Annotated in this window: 18 protein-coding genes; 11 read left to right on the top strand and 7 right to left on the bottom strand. The window is 63.6% G+C overall.

Features of this window, described 5'->3' with window-relative positions; all coding sequences use genetic code 11:
* Nucleotides 1–5 precede the first annotated feature (5 nt).
* A complete protein-coding gene (locus tag BTO02_RS27940; RefSeq protein ID WP_232243567.1) occupies nt 6–1,025 on the bottom strand; it encodes a LysR substrate-binding domain-containing protein in 1,020 nt (339 codons plus the stop codon).
* 71 nt (nt 1,026–1,096) lie between these two features.
* Between BTO02_RS27940 and BTO02_RS27945 the strand changes: the two genes are divergently transcribed.
* The 9 genes from BTO02_RS27945 to BTO02_RS27985 all read left to right on the top strand — a co-directional run bounded on the left by BTO02_RS27945 (nt 1,097) and on the right by BTO02_RS27985 (nt 9,410).
* Nucleotides 1,097–2,134, top strand: a complete 1,038-nt coding sequence (locus BTO02_RS27945; RefSeq protein ID WP_075160334.1) for an ABC transporter substrate-binding protein — start codon at nt 1,097–1,099, stop codon at nt 2,132–2,134.
* A 74-nt stretch (nt 2,135–2,208) separates the two neighbouring features.
* On the top strand, nt 2,209–3,276 hold the full coding sequence (locus BTO02_RS27950) for an ABC transporter ATP-binding protein (RefSeq protein ID WP_075160335.1): 1,068 nt from the start codon (nt 2,209–2,211) through the stop codon (nt 3,274–3,276).
* A complete protein-coding gene (locus BTO02_RS27955) occupies nt 3,269–4,153 on the top strand; it encodes an ABC transporter permease (RefSeq protein WP_075160336.1) in 885 nt (294 codons plus the stop codon). The genes BTO02_RS27950 and BTO02_RS27955 overlap by 8 nt, the downstream gene beginning before the upstream one ends.
* 14 nt (nt 4,154–4,167) lie before the next feature.
* Nucleotides 4,168–4,962, top strand: a complete 795-nt coding sequence (locus BTO02_RS27960; RefSeq protein WP_075160337.1) for an ABC transporter permease — start codon at nt 4,168–4,170, stop codon at nt 4,960–4,962.
* A gap of 17 nt (nt 4,963–4,979) precedes the next feature.
* A complete protein-coding gene (locus tag BTO02_RS27965) occupies nt 4,980–6,107 on the top strand; it encodes an NAD(P)/FAD-dependent oxidoreductase (protein ID WP_075160338.1) in 1,128 nt (375 codons plus the stop codon).
* Nucleotides 6,097–6,441, top strand: coding sequence for a (2Fe-2S)-binding protein (locus BTO02_RS27970; RefSeq protein WP_075160339.1), 345 nt, complete (start codon nt 6,097–6,099; stop codon nt 6,439–6,441). Before BTO02_RS27965 ends, BTO02_RS27970 begins: the two co-directional genes overlap by 11 nt.
* Nucleotides 6,431–7,810 carry an FAD/NAD(P)-dependent oxidoreductase gene (locus BTO02_RS27975; protein WP_075160340.1) on the top strand — a complete coding sequence of 460 codons (1,380 nt, stop codon included), beginning with the start codon at nt 6,431–6,433 and terminating at the stop codon, nt 7,808–7,810. Before BTO02_RS27970 ends, BTO02_RS27975 begins: the two co-directional genes overlap by 11 nt.
* A 14-nt stretch (nt 7,811–7,824) precedes the next feature.
* On the top strand, nt 7,825–8,946 hold the full coding sequence (locus tag BTO02_RS27980; RefSeq protein ID WP_075161456.1) for an NAD(P)/FAD-dependent oxidoreductase: 1,122 nt from the start codon (nt 7,825–7,827) through the stop codon (nt 8,944–8,946).
* A gap of 179 nt (nt 8,947–9,125) precedes the next feature.
* Nucleotides 9,126–9,410, top strand: coding sequence for a hypothetical protein (locus BTO02_RS27985; protein WP_075160341.1), 285 nt, complete (start codon nt 9,126–9,128; stop codon nt 9,408–9,410).
* A 187-nt stretch (nt 9,411–9,597) separates the two neighbouring features.
* Here BTO02_RS27985 and BTO02_RS27990 read toward each other — a convergent pair whose 3' ends face one another.
* The 4 genes from BTO02_RS27990 to BTO02_RS28005 form a co-directional block, all read right to left on the bottom strand.
* On the bottom strand, nt 9,598–10,215 hold the full coding sequence (locus BTO02_RS27990; protein WP_075160342.1) for a hypothetical protein: 618 nt from the start codon (nt 10,213–10,215) through the stop codon (nt 9,598–9,600).
* Between the two features lie 199 nt (nt 10,216–10,414).
* On the bottom strand, nt 10,415–11,017 hold the full coding sequence (locus BTO02_RS27995) for an NADPH-dependent F420 reductase (RefSeq protein ID WP_075160343.1): 603 nt from the start codon (nt 11,015–11,017) through the stop codon (nt 10,415–10,417).
* Nucleotides 11,018–11,044: 27 nt separating this feature from the next.
* Nucleotides 11,045–11,812 carry an SDR family NAD(P)-dependent oxidoreductase gene (locus tag BTO02_RS28000; protein WP_075160344.1) on the bottom strand — a complete coding sequence of 256 codons (768 nt, stop codon included), beginning with the start codon at nt 11,810–11,812 and terminating at the stop codon, nt 11,045–11,047.
* A gap of 12 nt (nt 11,813–11,824) precedes the next feature.
* Nucleotides 11,825–12,559, bottom strand: coding sequence for an SDR family NAD(P)-dependent oxidoreductase (locus BTO02_RS28005; RefSeq protein ID WP_075160345.1), 735 nt, complete (start codon nt 12,557–12,559; stop codon nt 11,825–11,827).
* 103 nt (nt 12,560–12,662) lie between these two features.
* On the opposite strand from BTO02_RS28005, the gene BTO02_RS28010 reads away from it, so the two are divergent.
* Nucleotides 12,663–13,601: a LysR family transcriptional regulator gene (locus BTO02_RS28010; protein WP_075160346.1), complete on the top strand. Its 939-nt coding sequence runs from the start codon at nt 12,663–12,665 to the stop codon at nt 13,599–13,601.
* A gap of 165 nt (nt 13,602–13,766) precedes the next feature.
* Here the strand turns inward: BTO02_RS28010 and BTO02_RS28015 are convergent, their stop codons facing one another.
* Nucleotides 13,767–14,969, bottom strand: coding sequence for an SGNH/GDSL hydrolase family protein (locus BTO02_RS28015; protein WP_075160347.1), 1,203 nt, complete (start codon nt 14,967–14,969; stop codon nt 13,767–13,769).
* Between the two features lie 217 nt (nt 14,970–15,186).
* Nucleotides 15,187–15,930, bottom strand: coding sequence for an SDR family oxidoreductase (locus BTO02_RS28020; RefSeq protein ID WP_075160348.1), 744 nt, complete (start codon nt 15,928–15,930; stop codon nt 15,187–15,189).
* Between the two features lie 100 nt (nt 15,931–16,030).
* Between BTO02_RS28020 and BTO02_RS28025 the strand changes: the two genes are divergently transcribed.
* Complete coding sequence (locus tag BTO02_RS28025) at nt 16,031–16,945, top strand: AraC family transcriptional regulator (protein WP_075160349.1); 915 nt, start codon at nt 16,031–16,033, stop codon at nt 16,943–16,945.
* Nucleotides 16,946–17,004 lie beyond the last annotated feature (59 nt).

Consider the following 17,004-nt stretch of genomic DNA (forward strand, 5'->3'; position numbering starts at 1 on the left):
CCTTGTCAGACGGCAACAAACCGCGGGTCCAGATTGGCAACGGCAAATTCCCGCACGTGCTGCACAAATGACTTCAACAACAATGCAGGTGGCCTTTGGGACGGCGTCAAAATCGAAAAATCCGTAACAAGCGCGGGCTCAAACGGCTTGAACACGACGCCCGTGCCGCGATAGCTCCATGCGCTCATTGCATCGATCAGCGAAATTCCCACTCCAGCCTCGACGAACGAACAGATGGCATGCGACACCTGTGTTTCGAGCTGCGCCTTGAGTCGAATACCTTGAGCCGCAAACAACGCTTCGATCTGCAGCCGCGAATCGAGCGTGCGCGGATGCGCAATGAAGCGCTCTTCGGCAATGTCGTGCGGGCGAATCGTATCGAGCGCGCAGAGCCGATGCCCGGCCGGTAACGCGCATACCATGCGCGTGGAGATCAATCGCTCGCCGTGCGCGCTCGGATGATTCATCGACAGGATCGCGAAGCCGACATCGCAGCGTTGGCCCACAACCATATCGACCACCGATGGCGACGAATGCACCAGCACGGACACATGGGCCTCGGTATGCGTCTTCAGATAATCAGCAACCGCATGCGGCAGAAACGATAGCGCGATAGCAGGCGCTCCCACGATCTGCAGCGTGCCGCGTTGCAACGCCCGGATTTCTTCGGCCGCGCGTGCGATCCGGTCGACTCCGAAGAGCGAGCGTTGCACCTCTTCGTAAAGCGCCTGGGCCTCGACGGTCGGATAGAGCCGGCCCTTCACGCGCTCGAATAGTGAAAACCCTAGCGATCGTTCGAGATCGGCCAGAAGACGTGTGGTTGCAGGCTGCGAGATATGCAGCATCTCGCTCGCTCGCGTGACCGTCTGACAAAGCATGGTGGCCCGAAACGCTTCGAGCTGGCGGAGTTTCATTGTGCAAGGTCCATAACAAAATATTATCGACTGGCCAAAAAAAAGAATTTTCCATCCGATTTTTCTCTGCCTATTGTGACAGCCAATCCGCTTTTGCAGAGCAATTCGCAATCGTTCGAGCCATAGCCTTTTGTGTTCGGACGCGCGTTCCTGCCATTGTGCAGACAACCGGGGAGAAGATATTGATCAAGACCAGACTGGCCACCGCGGCGTTCGCGGCTTGCATGTCGCTGACCGCGCTCACGGCATCGGCGCAGCCCACGCTCTATGTCGGCTCATACGGCGGTTCGACGCAGACTGCGTTCGAAAAGAGCATCATCCCGGCGTTTGAAAAGGCCCATGACGTCAAGATTGTCTACGTGCCGGGCAATTCGACCGACACGCTCGCCAAACTGCAGGCACAGAAGGACAAGGAAGAGCTGAACGTCGTGCTGCTCGACGACGGCCCGATGTATCAGGCAGTGCAGTTCGGTTTCTGCGACAAGCTCGCCGATGCGCCGGTCTATCACGACCTGTATCCGCTCGCGCATATGAGCGACAAGGCAGTCGCGCTGGGCGTCGTGGCCACTGGCCTTGCCTACAACACCGATGCGTTCAGGAAGGCCGGCCTGCCACCGCCGACGTCGTGGACCGCGCTGACCGACAGGCGCTTCAGCCAGAAGATCGCGATACCGCCGATTTCAAACACCTATGGCTTGCAGACGCTGTTGATGTTCGCACGCCTGAATGGCGGCAGTGAAACCCGTATTGCGCCGGGTTTCGACGCACTCATCAAGCAGGTCGCGCCTAACGTGCTCGCGTGGGAACCGTCGCCGGGCAAGATGACCGAACTGTTTCAGGACGGCGACGTCACGCTCGCGGTATGGGGCAGTGGCCGCGTGCTGACGCTCGCGCAAACCGGCTTCCCGATCCGCTTCGTGTATCCGAAGGAGGGCGCGATGGCACTGCTGACTGCGGTGTGTCCGGTCGTGCAGAACAGGCAGGCGGAACTCTCGCAGCAGTTCGTGCAGTACCTGCTGTCGCCGCAGGTTCAAACCCTCCTCGCGCAAACCCAGGCTTGGGGACCGGTCAACAGCAAGACCGAGCTTGCGCCCGCGGTTGCGGCGACCGTGCCTTACGGCAAAGACCAGATTGCGAATCTGAAGACCACGGACTGGGCCGTCGTCAACGAGAAGCGCGCCGACTGGACCAACCAGTGGAACCGGCAGGTCGAGCGCTAAACGGCCGCGCGCCGACCTGACTGCGTTCTCTTCCAAACCGACGGCGCAACGGGCGATCCTCGTTGCGTGCCACCATGACATTTCTGCAACTCGACAGCCTGTCAAAGCGCTTTGGCGATTTCAACGCCGTTCAGGGCTTCTCGCTCGACGTGGCGCGCGGCGAGTTCATCTCGCTGCTCGGTCCGTCCGGCTGCGGCAAGACGACGACGCTGCAGATGATCGCCGGCTTCGTCACGCCGAGTGCCGGCCGCATCCTGCTCGATGGGCGCGACATCTCGCCACTCGCGCCCGAGAAGCGCGGGATGGGCGTCGTGTTCCAGAGCTATGCGCTGTTTGCGCACATGAGCGTCGCGGAGAACGTCGGCTTCGGACTCGACATGCGCAAGGTGCCGCGTGCCGAGCGTGCGAAGCGGATTCAGCAGACGCTGTCGCTGGTGCGGCTCGAGGGACTGGACAAGCGTTACCCGCGCGAACTGTCGGGCGGCCAGCGCCAGCGCGTCGCGATTGCGCGTGCGCTGGTGATCCAGCCGGAAGTACTGCTGCTCGACGAGCCGATGTCGAATCTCGATGCGAAGCTGCGCGAGGAGATGCATATCGAGCTGCGCGCGATCCAGCGTCAACTCGGCATCACGACGATTCTTGTCACGCATGACCAGGTTGAAGCGATGACGATGAGCGACCGGATCGCCGTCATGCACGGCGGACGCATCGTGCAGATCGCCGCGCCGCTCGACGCCTACGAGCGTCCCGAATCGCCGTTCGCCTCGACGTTTCTCGGCCGCACCAATGCGCTCGCGGGCACCGTGCTCGAACGTAAGCCGCACTGCTGCGTCGTGCGGGTCGGCGCGCGCACGGTGCATGTGCCGCACGATGGCCGCGAGGTCGGCGACGCGGTGAACGTCTACGTGCGCCCGGAAAAGTTGCGTCTGACAGCGGGCGGCGAGGGCGCGCTGCCGGGCCGCATCCGCACACGCCTGTTTCTCGGCAGCCACTGGATGCTCGAGGTCGATAGCGTGCTCGGCACGTTCCGCGTCAGCCAGCCCAATATCGGCACACCGCCGCCGACCGAGGGCGAGGCCGTCAACGTTGCGTGGTCGGACGACGATCTGCGCATTCTCGACGCGGAGGCATCCCATGGCTGACCTCGCGCTCGCCCCGGAACGGCAGGCGCAGCGCGCCCCCTGGCTTTTGGCCGGGCCCGCATTGCTGCTGTTCGTCGGCCTTCTGGTGGTGCCGATGTTCCTGATCGCGGTCCTGTCGTTCCATGCGTTCGACGGCACTCGCGGCGTCCTGCCCGATTACACGGTGTCGAACTATATCGAGGTGCTGAGCGATCCCTACTACCACGAAATATTCCTGCGCACAGCGGGGTTGTCGCTTGCTGTCACGGCGCTGTCGATCGTGCTCGGCGTGCCGGAAACATTGATTCTCGCGCGCATGAGAAGCCCGTGGCGCAGCGTGTTTCTGCTGATCATCCTCGGGCCGCTCCTGATCTCGGTCGTGGTGCGCACGCTCGGCTGGGCGATTCTGATGGGCCGCGTCGGCCTCATCAACGAGGCGTTGCTCGCGCTGCATCTGACCGATTCGCCGGTCCGGCTGCTGTTTTCGATGACGGGCGTCACGATCGCGCTCGTGCATGTGCTGGTGCCGTTCATGGTGATTTCAGTGTGGGCGTCGATCCAGAAGCTCGACCCGCAGGTCGAGAACGCCGGTCTGTCGCTCGGTGGTCCGCGCTTCACGGTGTTTCGGCGCGTCGTGCTGCCGCAACTGCTGCCGGGCGTATTGTCGGGCAGCATCATCGTGTTCGCGCTGTCCGCGTCGGCGTTCGCCACGCCGGCGATTCTGGGCGGCCGCCGGCTCAAGGTCGTCGCGACAGCCGCTTACGACGAATTCCTGAGTACGCTCAACTGGCCGCTCGGCGCGGCGATCGCGGTCCTGCTGCTGATCGCGAACGTCGCGATCATCCTCGGATGCAACCGGCTCATCGAACGGCGCTTCCGGGCGATCTTCGAATCCTGACAGGAGCGTCCACGATGCGCAGGAATGGTGTCTTCCCGCTTCTCTATCACACGCTTTTTATTGCGTTCATGGTCGCGCCGCTGGTCGTGGTGGTCGCGGTGTCGTTCACGGGCAAGGGCTATATCTCGATGCCGACCGACGGGCTGTCGCTGCGCTGGTTCCGTGCGCTCGGGCAGGCCGACGATTTCATCTCCGCGTTCTGGCTGTCGATCCGGCTTGGCATCGTCGCGGCGACCGTCGCGGTCGCGCTCGCGGTGCCGGCCGCGCTCGCGCTGACGCGCTACAGGTTCGCCGGGCGCGGCGCGTTGACGAGTTTCTTTCTGTCGCCGCTCATGATTCCGTACGTGGTGTTGGGCGTCGCATTCCTGCGTTTCTTCACGCTCGCGGGAATGACGGGCTCGTTCTTCTGGCTGGCGCTGACTCACGTGATCGTCGTGATGCCGTATGCGCTGCGTCTCGTGCTGGCATCCGCCACCGGCCTCGAGCGCGACGGCGAACGCGCGGCGCGCTCGCTCGGCGCCGGGCGTTTCACGGCGTTTCGACGCGTCGTGCTGCCGCTGCTGCTGCCGGGTGTCGCGGGCGGCTGGATTCTGGCTTTTATTCAAAGCTTCGATGAGCTGACGATGACCGTGTTCGTCGCGACGCCCGGCACCACGACGCTGCCGGTCGCGATGTACAACGACATCGCACAGAACATCGATCCGCTCGTGACGTCCATTTCGGCCGTACTGATCGTCGGTACGGTGCTGCTGATGATCGTGCTCGACCGCGTTGTCGGACTCGACCGTGTCCTCATCGGCAAAGGTTGATGACAGGAATATCTTCAATGAAAGCAACTGAGGTGATCGTGGTCGGCGGCGGTCTCGTCGGCATGGCGGTCGCATACGGTCTCGCGCGTCACGGCGCGAAGGTCACCGTGCTCGATGAAGGCGACGACGCCTTGCGCGCGTCGCGCGGCAACTTCGGGCTGGTGTGGGTGCAGGGCAAGGGTTACGGGCTGCCGGCCTATGCGCGCTGGAGCATGGAATCGGCGCGGCTGTGGCCGCAACTGGCGGCGGCGCTCGTCGACGAGTCGGGCGTCGACGTGCAGCTGAAGCAGCCTGGCGGCTTCCACCTCGTCCACTCGGAAGCGCAGGCGCGCGAACGCGAGGCGCGGCTTGGCTGGTTGCGCGACGCGCTTCGCGGTGCGTATCCGTTCGAGATGCTCGACCATGCGGCGGTCCGCGCGCGTCTGCCGGCGGTCGGTCCCGAGGTGTTCGGCGCGAGCTATACGCCGATGGACGGCCACGCGAATCCGCTCAAGTTGCTGCGTGCGCTCTATGCGGCGTGCGGGAAGCGCGGCGTCGAATGGGTGCGCAACCAGCGCGTCGAGCGGATCGACCCGGCGCAAGGCGTGTTCACGGTGCACGGCATCGGCCGCAGCTGGCAGGCGCAGAAGGTCGTGCTGGCCGCGGGCCTCGGCAATGCCGTCCTGGCACCGTGGGTCGGCCTGCATGCGCCGGTGCGCCCGAACCGCGGGCAGGTGCTGATCGGCGAGCGCACGACGCGCTTTCTCGACTATCCGACCACCTACGTGCGCCAGACCGACGAAGGCACGATCCAGCTCGGCGATTCGATGGAGGATGTCGGCTACGACGACACCACGACCATCGACGTGCTCGGCACCATCGCCCGGCGCGGCGTGCGCAGCTTCCCGGTTCTCGCGGGGCTCAAGCTGGTGCGCGCATGGAGCGCGCTGCGGGTGATGAGCCCCGATGGTTTCCCGATCTACGAGCAATCCCGTTCATCGCCGGGCGCCTTCGTCGTCACCTGTCACAGTGGCGTGACGCTCGCGGCGGCGCACGTGCTGCGCATCGCGCCGTGGATTGCCGGCGCGGCGGCGCCGCAGGACCTGGACGTATTCGCGGGCGACCGCTTTCTGAATCCGCAACGGACCTTCGATCATGCCCACTAGCAGTCTATTCAGTGTGCCGGCACGGGCCGGCGACGGTGCCCCGCGCATCACCGTCGAACTCGACGGCGTAGCGCTTCAGGTGCCGTCCGGATGCAGCGTCGCGGCGGCGCTGCTGGTCTCCGGCGTCACGCGATTTCGCAGCACGCCGGTCAGCGGCAGCGCACGCGCGCCGTACTGCATGATGGGCGTCTGCTTCGAATGCCTGATGGAGATCGATGGCGAGCCGAACCGGCAGACCTGTCTGATCGAAGTGCGCGACGGCATGAAGATCCGGAGCCAGGAAGGCGCCCGGGACCTCATGGCCGGTGCGGTGGAGGGCCATCATGAACGGTGAGCAGGTCGATCTCGCAATCGTCGGGGGCGGACCGGCAGGCATGGCCGCGGCCACGCTCGCGGCGAGCCTGGGCGTATCGGTGGTGCTGCTCGACGAACAAACCGCGCCCGGCGGCCAGATTTATCGCAATGTCGCCGCCGCGCCGCCGGGACGGCTCGACGTGCTCGGTCCCGACTATGCCGCGGGCCGCGCCCTGGTCGACGCGTTCCAGCGATCCACCGCACGCCACATCGGCGCAGCGGCCGTGTGGCACGTCAGCGCCGAACGAATGGTCCATTATCTTCAGGATGGCCAGGTTAAATCGGTGCAGGCGCGGCAGGTGATCCTATGCACCGGCGCGCTCGAACGGCCGTTCCCGATTCCGGGCTGGACCCTGCCGGGCGTGCTGAGCGCGGGCGCGGCGCAGATCCTGCTCAAGACCGCGGACGCGAGGCCGTCGGCGCCGGTGGTGCTGGGGGGCTGTGGGCCGCTGCTTTATCTGCTCGGCTGGCAATACATGCGCGCGGGGGTTCGGGTGCGCGCGATCGTCGATACGACCGATGCCGCCGACCGGCGCCGCGCGCTCGCGCATATTGGCGGCGCGATCGCCGGCTGGCGCTATCTGGAGAAAGGGCTGGCGATGATGCGCGCCTTGCGGCGCGCCGGCGTGCCGTTCTATCGAGGCGCGAGCGGACTCGAGGTCGAAGGCGACGATGCCGCGCATGCGTTGCGCTTTGTCAGCGCGGGCCGCGCGCAGCGGATCGAAAGCCGTGTGGTGCTGCTGCATCAGGGCGTCGTGCCCAATACGCAGTTCACGTGGTCGCTTCGCGCCGCGCATCGTTGGGACGATGCACAGCTGTGCTTTGTCCCGGTCACCGACGACTGGGGCGCGCTCGATCTGCCCGGTCTCTATGTTGCCGGCGACGGTCGCGGCATTGGCGGTGCGCTCGCGGCCGCGCTGCAGGGACAACTTTCGGCGCTCGGCGCGGCATGCGCACTCGGTCGGCTGCCGGTTGACGAACGCGATCGCCGCGCTTTGCCGCTGCGCGCGGAACTGGCTGCGCACATGCGGGTGCGGCCGTTCCTCGATGCGTTGTACCGACCGAAAGCGCAGAACCGTGTTCCCGCCGACGACGTGCTCGTCTGCCGGTGCGAAGAAGTCACCGCCGGCACGCTGCGCGAACATGTGAAGCTCGGCTGCACCGGCCCGAACCAGGCGAAATCGTTTGGACGCTGTGGCATGGGGCCGTGTCAGGGCCGGCTATGCGGCCTCACCGTCACCGAGGTCATTGCCGACGCCAGGCAGGTCTCGCCGGATGAGGTCGGTTACTACCGGATCAGACCGCCGATCAAGCCGATCACGCTCGGCGAGCTGGCCCGGCAAGCGTGATGGCGGGCCCGTCGATGAGCGCGTCGGGGATGGCGGGGGCAGACGTGATTGTCGTTGGCGGTGGCTTTCATGGCTTGTCGAGCGCGTTGCATCTCGCCCGCGCCGGCGCCCGGGTCATCGTGCTCGAAGCCGAGTACTGCGGGCGGCATGCATCGGGCGTCAACGCGGGCGGGGTACGCACGCTGGGCCGCCATCTCGCCGAGATTCCGCTTGCGCTCGCCTCGCGCGAACTATGGCACCGGCTGCCGGAACTGGTCGGCGATACGGCCGGCTTCGTGCCGAGCGGACAGATCAAGGTAGCGGAAACCGACGCCGAGCTGGAACTGCTGCGCACGCGCGTCGCCGAGCTCAACCAGCGTGGTTATCGGCATGAAGTCCTGATCGACGCGGCCACCGTGCGCACGCTGCTGCCCGCTGTCGCGCCGCATGTGACGGGCGGCATCTGGGCTGCCGACGATGGTCATGCATTGCCGTTTCGCGCGGTCACGGCTTTCCGCCGCGCGGCGCAGCGGCTCGGCGTCACGGTTCACGAAGGTATGCGCGCGGACGCGCTGCGGCGCGTCGGCGAGCGTTGGGAAGTCACGGCGGCAGGGCGACGCTTCACCGCCGAATACGTGGTCAACGCGGCGGGCGCATGGGCGAGCGGTATCGCAAAGCAGGTCGGCGAGCCGGTTCCGGAGGAGCCGGTTGCGTTGCTGCTGACCATCACGCATCGCGTGCCCGCGTTCTGTACGCCCGTGGTCGGCGCCACTGGGCGTCCACTATCGTTCAAGCAGTTCGACAATGGGACGGTGCTGATCGGCGGTGGCGTTCGCGGCTCGGTCGACATGGCTGCTCGCAGCGGCGACGTCGACTTCGCGCAACTCGCGTCGAACGCGCGTACCGCACTCGATCTGTTTCCCCATCTGCGCGGCGTTGGGATCAACCGGACCTGGGCCGGCATCGAAGGCTTCATGCCCGACGGCATCCCCGTCATCAGTCCGAGCCGGACGGCGCCGAAGCTCGTTCACTCATTCGGCTTCTCGGCGCATGGCTTTGAGCTCGCTCCGGCTGTCGGCCGCATCGTCGCGGACCTTGTGACGAGCGGCCGTAGCGCGCTGCCGGTCGAACCGTTTCGCATCGACCGCTTTCATTGAACCGGTCACGGCGCTCGAGCCGACATTGGCATGCGTTTAAGGTACCCAGGGTTTGTACCTATTTCAGCAACTTTCATTTGTTCTGCAGGCGCTTAATCAGAAGCTGGTTCCGGCCTAGACTGTAATCACTGAAACGCAAACGGGTGTTTGCGGAAAATCAAGCTCTGGAGGTAAGGATCATGAAACTCGTTCAATCGCTCGTCGTGGCTGCCGCTCTTGCTATTCCCGCTGTGTCGTCGTTCGCTCAATCGAATGCGGCGGGCGCACCGGTCAATCCGCAGGTATCGCATGTGAACGACGCGACCCAGGATTCCGGCGGCGTGGCGGATGGCACGTCGGCGTCGGGAAGCCATCAGCATCTGCGTGCGTTCCGTAGCGATGTATCGCGCCTGGGCCACAAGATTCAAGGTTCGATTCGTCCCGATGCAAACGATGGGATGAAGCCGATTTACTTCGGTTCATAAATCGCCGCGTTGAATTTCACAGGGCCGCACGACGTTTTTGCTTCAGACGGTGTGTGTCTCTGGTAGCAACGCAATCGAAAGCGCGCAGATTATCGTGCGCGCTTTCGCGTTTTGAAAAGACATGTCGCTGCGCGTGCATTGCGTTGCGAATCTCGTCCGTTTCGATCACGGTTTCCACCGCAGTGGCTTAGCCCGCGTCTCCGGAGCTGATGACCCTCTGAATGCTGCTCAGCATCTGTGCCAGATATCGCAGCAAGCCGACCGTATCGCCGAACTCCATGAAGCCGGGCTGCTCTCCATCGGAGAACAGGAGGGTGCCATCGAGCTTCGCATCGATGACGAGGTCGCCGTAAGCGGCATGCGGGCGGTATTCATCCGCGTTGAGCCGGAACGTATTGTTGTTGAGCGCCGCGTCGCGCAGACGCATCAGAAACTGCACCTCGGGCGCTCGTGAATCCGACATCTGATGAACTTCGAAGAAGTCTGCCACCGCGACGATCGCGTTCATACTCGGAATGCGCGTCGCGAAGGCGAGGCGCCGAGCAGCGTCGCTGAACGCCGGCCACTCGGGCACATCCGCCGGCGGCGTGCGTTTGGTCGGCGCGCCGTCCGCGGCGAGCGCACGGTCTTCGCCGGTGGTGCGCGTGACCGCGAACAGCGGCTCCGCTGCACTGAGGTCCGGTGCTTTTTCGCCTTTATCGATCCATTCGGCAAGCATGCTCGCGTATGCGGAGAGGCTCAGCAGCTGTGCATTGATAAAAGCGATTGCTGGATTGCATGAGTTGCGCGAATAAGTTTGGGGCATGTCGGCTCCTGCAGGTCGGTGAGCGTTGCGTGCTTCGTGCAACGCTCATGCCCGCTCGCGTCTGCTCGCGTCTGCTCGTGTCTGTTCGTAATTATCAGCTCGACATGCCGCTTTGTGCGAGGCTAGTGCATCAATGGCCGGTGGGAGTGGACCGCCCTCGTGCGAATTGCACACTCAGCGAAATAACCGGCTACGGTGTTCAGCGGCCGAACGCGATCAGGTCCTTGAAGATCAGGTGGCCCCAGGTTTTCCCCCGCCCATGCACGAGCAGTCCGCCTTCAGAAAGCCCGCCGAGCTGGATTGGCGCGAAACCGAGCTGTTGCGCAAGCGCACCGATCTTCCCCGCGGCGCCGCCGTCGTCGTCGCTCGCGAGGAACACGACCCGCCTGCCACCGTGTACGGCCGGATCCTGGTCAAGAACGGCAGCGACCAGATGATTGAAGCCTTTCACCACGCTCGCGCCGGTGAACGTCCTCGCGACGAAAGCAGAGGACGGGAGACCGCCCAGGTCCTCGAGCGGGGCCTGAGTGTTCATCGCGTCGACGACGGTCTTCCCGCTCCAGTCGGGCAATGCTTTTGCGACCTCCGGGTGCGACTCGAAACGGACTGCCAAAAAGATGACGTCTGCCTTGACGGCTTCGGCCACGGTTGTGGGAATGATCGTCGGTCCGATCGCGGCCGCATCGGCTGCAAAGCTTGCCGGATCGCGCGTGGTTGCAACGGCCACTTCGATGCCTTTGCGGGCGAACGCCCTGGCAAGTGCGTGGCCGATCTTGCCGAAGCCAATGATGGCGTAACTCATAGGTTCCTCCTTCGTTTCCCGTTGCGCTCAGAGCTTGTAACCGCCGCTCGCTTCAATTGTCTGGCCGGTCACCCAATGGCCTTCGTCCGAGGCCAGGAACGCCACGACGGCGGCGATTTCCGAAGGCTCGCCAAAGCGGCCCAGCGCGATCTGGGCTTCGACCGCCTTGACGAGTTCGGGATTCTGCCGAAAATCGGCGTTCGCATCGGTTCGCGTGAAGCCCGGCGCTACGGCGTTCGCGGTGATGCCGCGCGGCCCCAGTTCGATGGCGAGCGTATGCGTCAGCGTGTTGATGGCCGCTTTTGCCATCGAGTAGACGGGCGCAACCGTCACGGGCTTGGTGGCGGCAGCGGAAGAAATGTTGATGATGCGTCCGCCTTCGGCGAGGCGATCGAGCGCGGCCTGAACGATGAAGAAGGGCGCGCGCGCGTAGACCGCCATCAAGGTATCCCAACTTTCCGGCGTCGCTTCCCTGAAGCCAAGCCAGCCGGTATTGCCCGCGTTATTGACCAGAATGTCGAGGGTTGTGCTGCCGTTGCGCCGGGTGAATTCGTCGTCGAGATTCTCGAACAAGGCGGGGACGGTGGCCGGATCGACGAGATCCGCATGGATCGCGAACGCGGTGCCTCCCGCTTTCTCAATGGCCGCGACCGCTTCATCCGCGCTCGATTTGCTTGCGTTGTAGGTGAGCGCGACTGTCGCACCGTCCATTGCAAGACGTTCTGCGATGGCGCGGCCGATGCCCCGCGATGCACCGGTAACAAGCGCTGTTTTGCCCTTTAGCGATGGTGTCATCGTTTTTTCTCCTCAGAGTTGCGCGAGACCACCGTCGACGGCGACCTCGCTGGCGGTCATGAAACTGCTGTCCGATGACGCGAGAAAGGCGGCTACCGCCCCGATCTCCGCTGGATCGGCCATACGCTGAAGCGGATTCATCGAGGCGAAGACCTTCTGGCCTTCTTCGCCTAGCGCTGCCTTCGCGAGTTCGGTCGCGGTCGGCCCGGGCGACAGCACGTTGACCCGGATGCCGGTGCCCTTCAGGTCTTCGGCCCAGGTCCGGGCGAGGTTGCGCACCGCTGCCTTGCTCGCGCTGTAGGCCGCGAATGCCGGCGCTCCCGTGGTGCCGGCGCTCGATCCGGTCAGGATGATCGAACCGCCTGGGCCCATCAGCGGCAGCGCCTTCTGCACCGTAAAGATCGTTCCTTTGACATTGGTGTCGAACGTGTCGTCGATGTGCCCGGCGGTGATCTGACCGAGCGGAAGCGGGCTTCCAGTTCCGGCGTTGGCGAAGACGATGTCGAGCGTTCCGCGCTCGGCCTTCACCGCTGCATAAAGCCGGTCGAGGTCGGCGAGGCTCGAGACCGAGCCGTTCACCGCGCGGGCATTCGGCCCAAGTTCGGCCACACCGGCGTCGAGCGCTTCCTGGCGGCGGCCGAAGATGAAGACAAAGGCGCCTTCCTCGATGAAGCGCCTCGCTGCGGCACGGCCGATACCGGTGCCGCCGCCGGTGATCACGGCGGTCTTTCCATTCAGTCTGTTCATTCGTGCATCCTTCGAAAAATTCGACAGACACGATTCTGCGGCTCTTGATTCATGAAGCCAATTGACGAAAGATGTATAGTTACCATCTATTTTTTAGATATCTATGCTCGACAACGTCACCATCAATCAATTGCGCGCCTTCGTCGCCGTGTGCGATCAGGGAAGCTTTTCAGGGGCTGCACGGGAGTTGAGGCGTGCACAGTCGGCGATCAGTCACGCGATCGGCGCGCTCGAAAACGCGTTCGATGTAGCGCTGTTCGAGCGCAACACGCGCAAAGCGACGCTTACCGCTGCGGGTCGCAGTCTGCTGCCTGATGCTCGTGGGGTGATCTCGCGCACCGAGGAAATGAAGATGCGCGCGGTTTCGATCGCGGAGGCCGGGGTTCCGCAGGTCTCGATTGCTGTGGATACCTATTTTTCTCGCGCGCATCTGATTGAATGCCTGCGCACGCTGCAGGCGGACTTTCCGACGGTTGCCATCAATCTGCGCATGACGACCATGCAGGGTGGAGAGCGTCTGGTTCTCGAAGGCACCTGCGCGTTGGCGGTGACGATCACGGATGTGCCGGAGCTGAGCCCGGGCACCATAGAAAGGGATCATTTATGCGATGCGCAGATGGTGACCGTCTGTGCGCCATCGCATCCGCTGGCCTCAAGCGGGGGGCCGGTTTCGCGCGAGGAATTTGGGCGGCACATCCAGCTTGTCGTCACCGACAATCAGCCCGATGCCGAAAAGACGCAACAGGGGGTCGCGAGTGAACGCCAGTGGTGGGTGAACGACCTCGGCGCGAAGCATGATCTGCTCAGGGGCGGCTTGTGCTGGGGGCATATGCCGCGCCATATGGTCGAGGAAGATCTTGTAAAGGGAACACTGGTCAAACTTCAACGACGTGCATGGCACATGCGCGCCCTCACGTTCATGATCTCGCACCGGCGCGGGTACTCGTTTTCCGAATGCGAGACACGGTTGGTCGAACTGCTTGGGCGTTGTCATGCTTCGCAAAGGGGGAAGACGAGGGAGAAAGTAGTGCGCGGTCGCTGACGGCTACTGAACGTACGGAGTGGCACATTCTCGTCTACGTCAGACGAAGACTGGCTGGCCTGACCGCAAACAAACGCTTCTCCGCCATGGAGACGATTACGAAGCTGCGCGTCGACAGGCTGGTAGCGGGTCATGTCGCTCGATTCGGGACGCGCGTCGACGTGCTTACTGAGATCGGGTTTGATAACGGCCTTGAAAGAAGGGGCCGCCGCGGCCGAATACGATCTCGGCGAACCGTTCGCCGATGCGACGATGCGCACGGCCATCAGGGTGGAGTTGGTCGGGAAGCGGCAGATCGGCAAAATCCCGCTGTCCGTACAGGTCAAGTCCGTCGAGGTAGTGAAGGTGTGGATCGGCCACCGCACGCAGTTGCACGATACGCCGCAATGCCTCCCGGATGACGGTCAGTGTCAATTTCCCAGCCGTGCGCTCGGCAGGGTCGCCGGTCGCGCGAAACGACACCTTTCCTGCCATCAGCGCACTTTGATCGAATGCTCCGGGACCTGGCGTGTTTTCGTGAATCAAGCAGTAAAGCGGCGAAATGACGAGCAGCGGCGTCGTCGGGTGGCCTTCGCGGATCGTGTCGAGGAAACCATGAACCGCTGGCGTAAAGGCGCGTAGACGCATCAAATCGGTGTTGACGAGGTTGATGCCGATTTTCAGACTGATCAGGTCGGCCGGGGTGTCTCGCATCGCTCGAGCAGTGAACGGATCCAGTAGAGCGCTACCTCCGAAGCCGAGATTGATGAGCTCCACGTTGCCGCGCGAGGCAGCGAGCGCGGGCCAGATAGCCGTGGGGCTGTCGCCATTGGATCCCTGGCTGATCGAGCTGCCGTGGTGCAGCCACACCCTTCGACCATGGTCGGAGTCAGGGCGGATGCGGGCGTTGGTACGCAACGCAATGAGCTCGGTCATTTCGTTGTGCGGCATCCATATCTCGACTTTCTTGTCGTGGCCCGGCAGATCGCCAAAGCGAACGGTGCCGACTGGACCTGACTGTTTCGAAGCGGTACCGACGGCCATGTCGATCGTGGTGACGTCTCCGCCGGCCGCGCTGCTCTGCCCGACGAGTCGACCGTCGATGAGGAGGTCATACACGCCCGCAGGCCGCGGCGGGATACCGGCATAGATGTACCGGGTCGGAAGCACATCGATTTCGATGACTGTCGCATGAGTGTGGAACACCAGTCGCACTCCCGAGGGCTGCGCCTCGGCCATTGCCAGTTGCGGATCCGCGCATTGAGCCCGAGCTCGAGCGGGAAGGCGGTGCGGCATGTGCCCGCGGCTGGTCGGTTCCAATTCGAGGGCGCCACGTAACAGTTCGAGTGATATGGGCGTGGTGAACCAGGTCTGCGGGCTGTTGGGCATAGGATCCTTGCAAGTGGAGTAACGAGCTTAACAAACCGTGCGCGGTTGCCGAACCGCTCATAGCCAATAACGGTCGTTCGTTGCGGTCAACTGAACGACTCATCGCCAGATTGCGGATCTGGGGAACGGCGTCGCACGCGGCGCATGAAAACCTTATCGGATGGAGCGGTTCCGCCGGTCGACCAAAGCGGACCGAACGTCGTCGGAACGTTCAGGTTCAGCATGATTCGGCCAAGACCAAGGCGTCCGCGCCGGCGGCAATGCGAAGCGGACACGATGGGTCGTTCACCGCGCGCCACACCGCTTGCGCAACGTCCAGTGCGCGCGTGACCAGCGACGTCTGCCCCATTCCAGCAAAGACAGTCTGCGTGAAGGCCGCGTACTCCTCGGGCGCGGTGCCTTGCATGCGGGACCGCGCGTTTTCGCCAAAGGATGTTTCCGGCGCCCGGCCTGGCAGCACCAGGTTCACCCGAACGTTGAACGGCTCAAGTTCCTGCGCCAGGGACTCGGTGAATGCGTTGACCGCCGCCTTGCTCGCTGTGTAGACGGACAGCAGAGGCAGCGACTTCAAGGTCACACTCGAACTGACATTCACGATGACTCCCGCTTTGCGTTCGCGGAATTGAGGCAGCACCGCCTGGGTCATCGCGATCGTCCCAAACGTGTTGGTCTCGAACAGCTCGCGAGCGACTTGCATCGACGTGCCTTCCAGCGCGGCCAGCATGCCGATCCCTGCGTTGTTGACCAAAGCGTCGATCGGACCTGCCGCCTGCACGGCCTCGCGGATGCTGTCCGGATGGGTGACGTCGAGGGCGAGCACACGCAGACGTTTGGAGCGCGGCATCGAATCCTCGCGCGGCGTTCGCATCGTGGCGACCACCTTCCAGTCGCGGTCGAGGAAATAGCGCGCGGTTTCGAGGCCAAAGCCGGATGAGCATCCGGTGATCAGAACGGTTTTCATCAGGACATGCCGTGGGTTGATTGCGGAATCGAGACGATAAGACGCCGCAACCGGACTTGCTACAATCGAAAGTCCACATTTTCTTTGCAAGAGTCCAAACATGATTGACCCCTTGGCGGAGGTGGTCACGTTGCTTCAGCCTCGCGCACGATTCGCGAAAGTGGTCAATGGCGCGGGTTCATGGGGCGTTCGCCGTTCGGAAGTCGGCCAACCCTTTTACTGCGTGATCCTTGAAGGTTCCTGCCGCCTTGCAGTCGACGGACCGAAGCCGATCGCCCTGAACGAAGGCGACTTCGTGCTGATTCCCGCGGCGTATGACTTCACGATGTCGAGCATCGAGCCAACGACATCGAAGGCCTTCGATATGGCGCCCGTTGCGGTATCCGCTGCCGAGTTCAGAGTCGGCGCTCAAAGCGGTCCACCTGACGTTCGACTGCTCGTGGGGCACTTCACCTTCGGCTCGCCTGACGCAGCTTTGCTCGTTTCGCTTCTTCCGCAACTCGTGCACGTTCGCGCACAGAAGAGACTGGCCACGCTTGTGCAATTAGTGGGTGACGAATCTCACGCGCAACGGCCCGCGCGAGAGGTCGTGCTAGCACGGCTGCTCGAGGTTCTGATGATCGAGGCGTTGCGGTTCACTGCGGGCACGGCGGCGTCGCCGGGCCTGTTGCGCGGGCTTGCCGACGAGCGCCTTGCGCTTGCAATCCGACTGGTTCACGGAAGTCCGGCCCGGCCCTGGACGGTTGCGCAACTGGCGAAGGAAGCAGCGCTATCGCGTTCGGCATTCTTCGAACGGTTCACCCGAGCAGTGGGCGTCCCGCCAATTGAGTACCTGCTCGCCTGGCGTATGGCAATCGCGAGGAACATGCTGCGGCACGATAAGCGGAGTATTGCGGAAGTCGCACAACGCGTTGGTTACAGTTCTGCCAGCACCTTTAGCGTTGCATTTACCCGCCACGTCGGACTGTCGCCAACACGGTATGCACAGGAGCAAATGCGAGCTTCGTCCGCGTAGTCCGCGTTACGTGAACTGGCTGGGCTGAAATGCGGTATGCCAAATGACGGCGAACGACC

Origin of the sequence: Paraburkholderia sp. SOS3 (assembly GCF_001922345.1) — a bacterium.
In the GTDB taxonomy this organism is placed as follows: domain Bacteria; phylum Pseudomonadota; class Gammaproteobacteria; order Burkholderiales; family Burkholderiaceae; genus Paraburkholderia.

Bases quoted from the DNA above. Each gene is read 5' to 3' on its own strand.
- BTO02_RS28015 (WP_075160347.1), bottom strand. From the start codon at position 14,969: ATGCCCAACAGCCCGCAGACCTGGTTCACCACGCCCATATCACTCGAA.
- BTO02_RS28025 (WP_075160349.1), top strand. From the start codon at position 16,031: ATGATTGACCCCTTGGCGGAGGTGGTCACGTTGCTTCAGCCTCGCGCA.
- BTO02_RS27955 (WP_075160336.1), top strand. From the start codon at position 3,269: ATGGCTGACCTCGCGCTCGCCCCGGAACGGCAGGCGCAGCGCGCCCCC.
- BTO02_RS27960 (WP_075160337.1), top strand. From the start codon at position 4,168: ATGCGCAGGAATGGTGTCTTCCCGCTTCTCTATCACACGCTTTTTATT.
- BTO02_RS28000 (WP_075160344.1), bottom strand. From the start codon at position 11,812: ATGACACCATCGCTAAAGGGCAAAACAGCGCTTGTTACCGGTGCATCG.
- BTO02_RS28005 (WP_075160345.1), bottom strand. From the start codon at position 12,559: ATGAACAGACTGAATGGAAAGACCGCCGTGATCACCGGCGGCGGCACC.
- BTO02_RS28020 (WP_075160348.1), bottom strand. From the start codon at position 15,930: ATGAAAACCGTTCTGATCACCGGATGCTCATCCGGCTTTGGCCTCGAA.
- BTO02_RS27975 (WP_075160340.1), top strand. From the start codon at position 6,431: ATGAACGGTGAGCAGGTCGATCTCGCAATCGTCGGGGGCGGACCGGCA.
- BTO02_RS27985 (WP_075160341.1), top strand. From the start codon at position 9,126: ATGAAACTCGTTCAATCGCTCGTCGTGGCTGCCGCTCTTGCTATTCCC.
- BTO02_RS27965 (WP_075160338.1), top strand. From the start codon at position 4,980: ATGAAAGCAACTGAGGTGATCGTGGTCGGCGGCGGTCTCGTCGGCATG.
- BTO02_RS28010 (WP_075160346.1), top strand. From the start codon at position 12,663: ATGCTCGACAACGTCACCATCAATCAATTGCGCGCCTTCGTCGCCGTG.
- BTO02_RS27995 (WP_075160343.1), bottom strand. From the start codon at position 11,017: ATGAGTTACGCCATCATTGGCTTCGGCAAGATCGGCCACGCACTTGCC.
- BTO02_RS27950 (WP_075160335.1), top strand. From the start codon at position 2,209: ATGACATTTCTGCAACTCGACAGCCTGTCAAAGCGCTTTGGCGATTTC.
- BTO02_RS27970 (WP_075160339.1), top strand. From the start codon at position 6,097: ATGCCCACTAGCAGTCTATTCAGTGTGCCGGCACGGGCCGGCGACGGT.
- BTO02_RS27980 (WP_075161456.1), top strand. From the start codon at position 7,825: ATGAGCGCGTCGGGGATGGCGGGGGCAGACGTGATTGTCGTTGGCGGT.
- BTO02_RS27990 (WP_075160342.1), bottom strand. From the start codon at position 10,215: ATGCCCCAAACTTATTCGCGCAACTCATGCAATCCAGCAATCGCTTTT.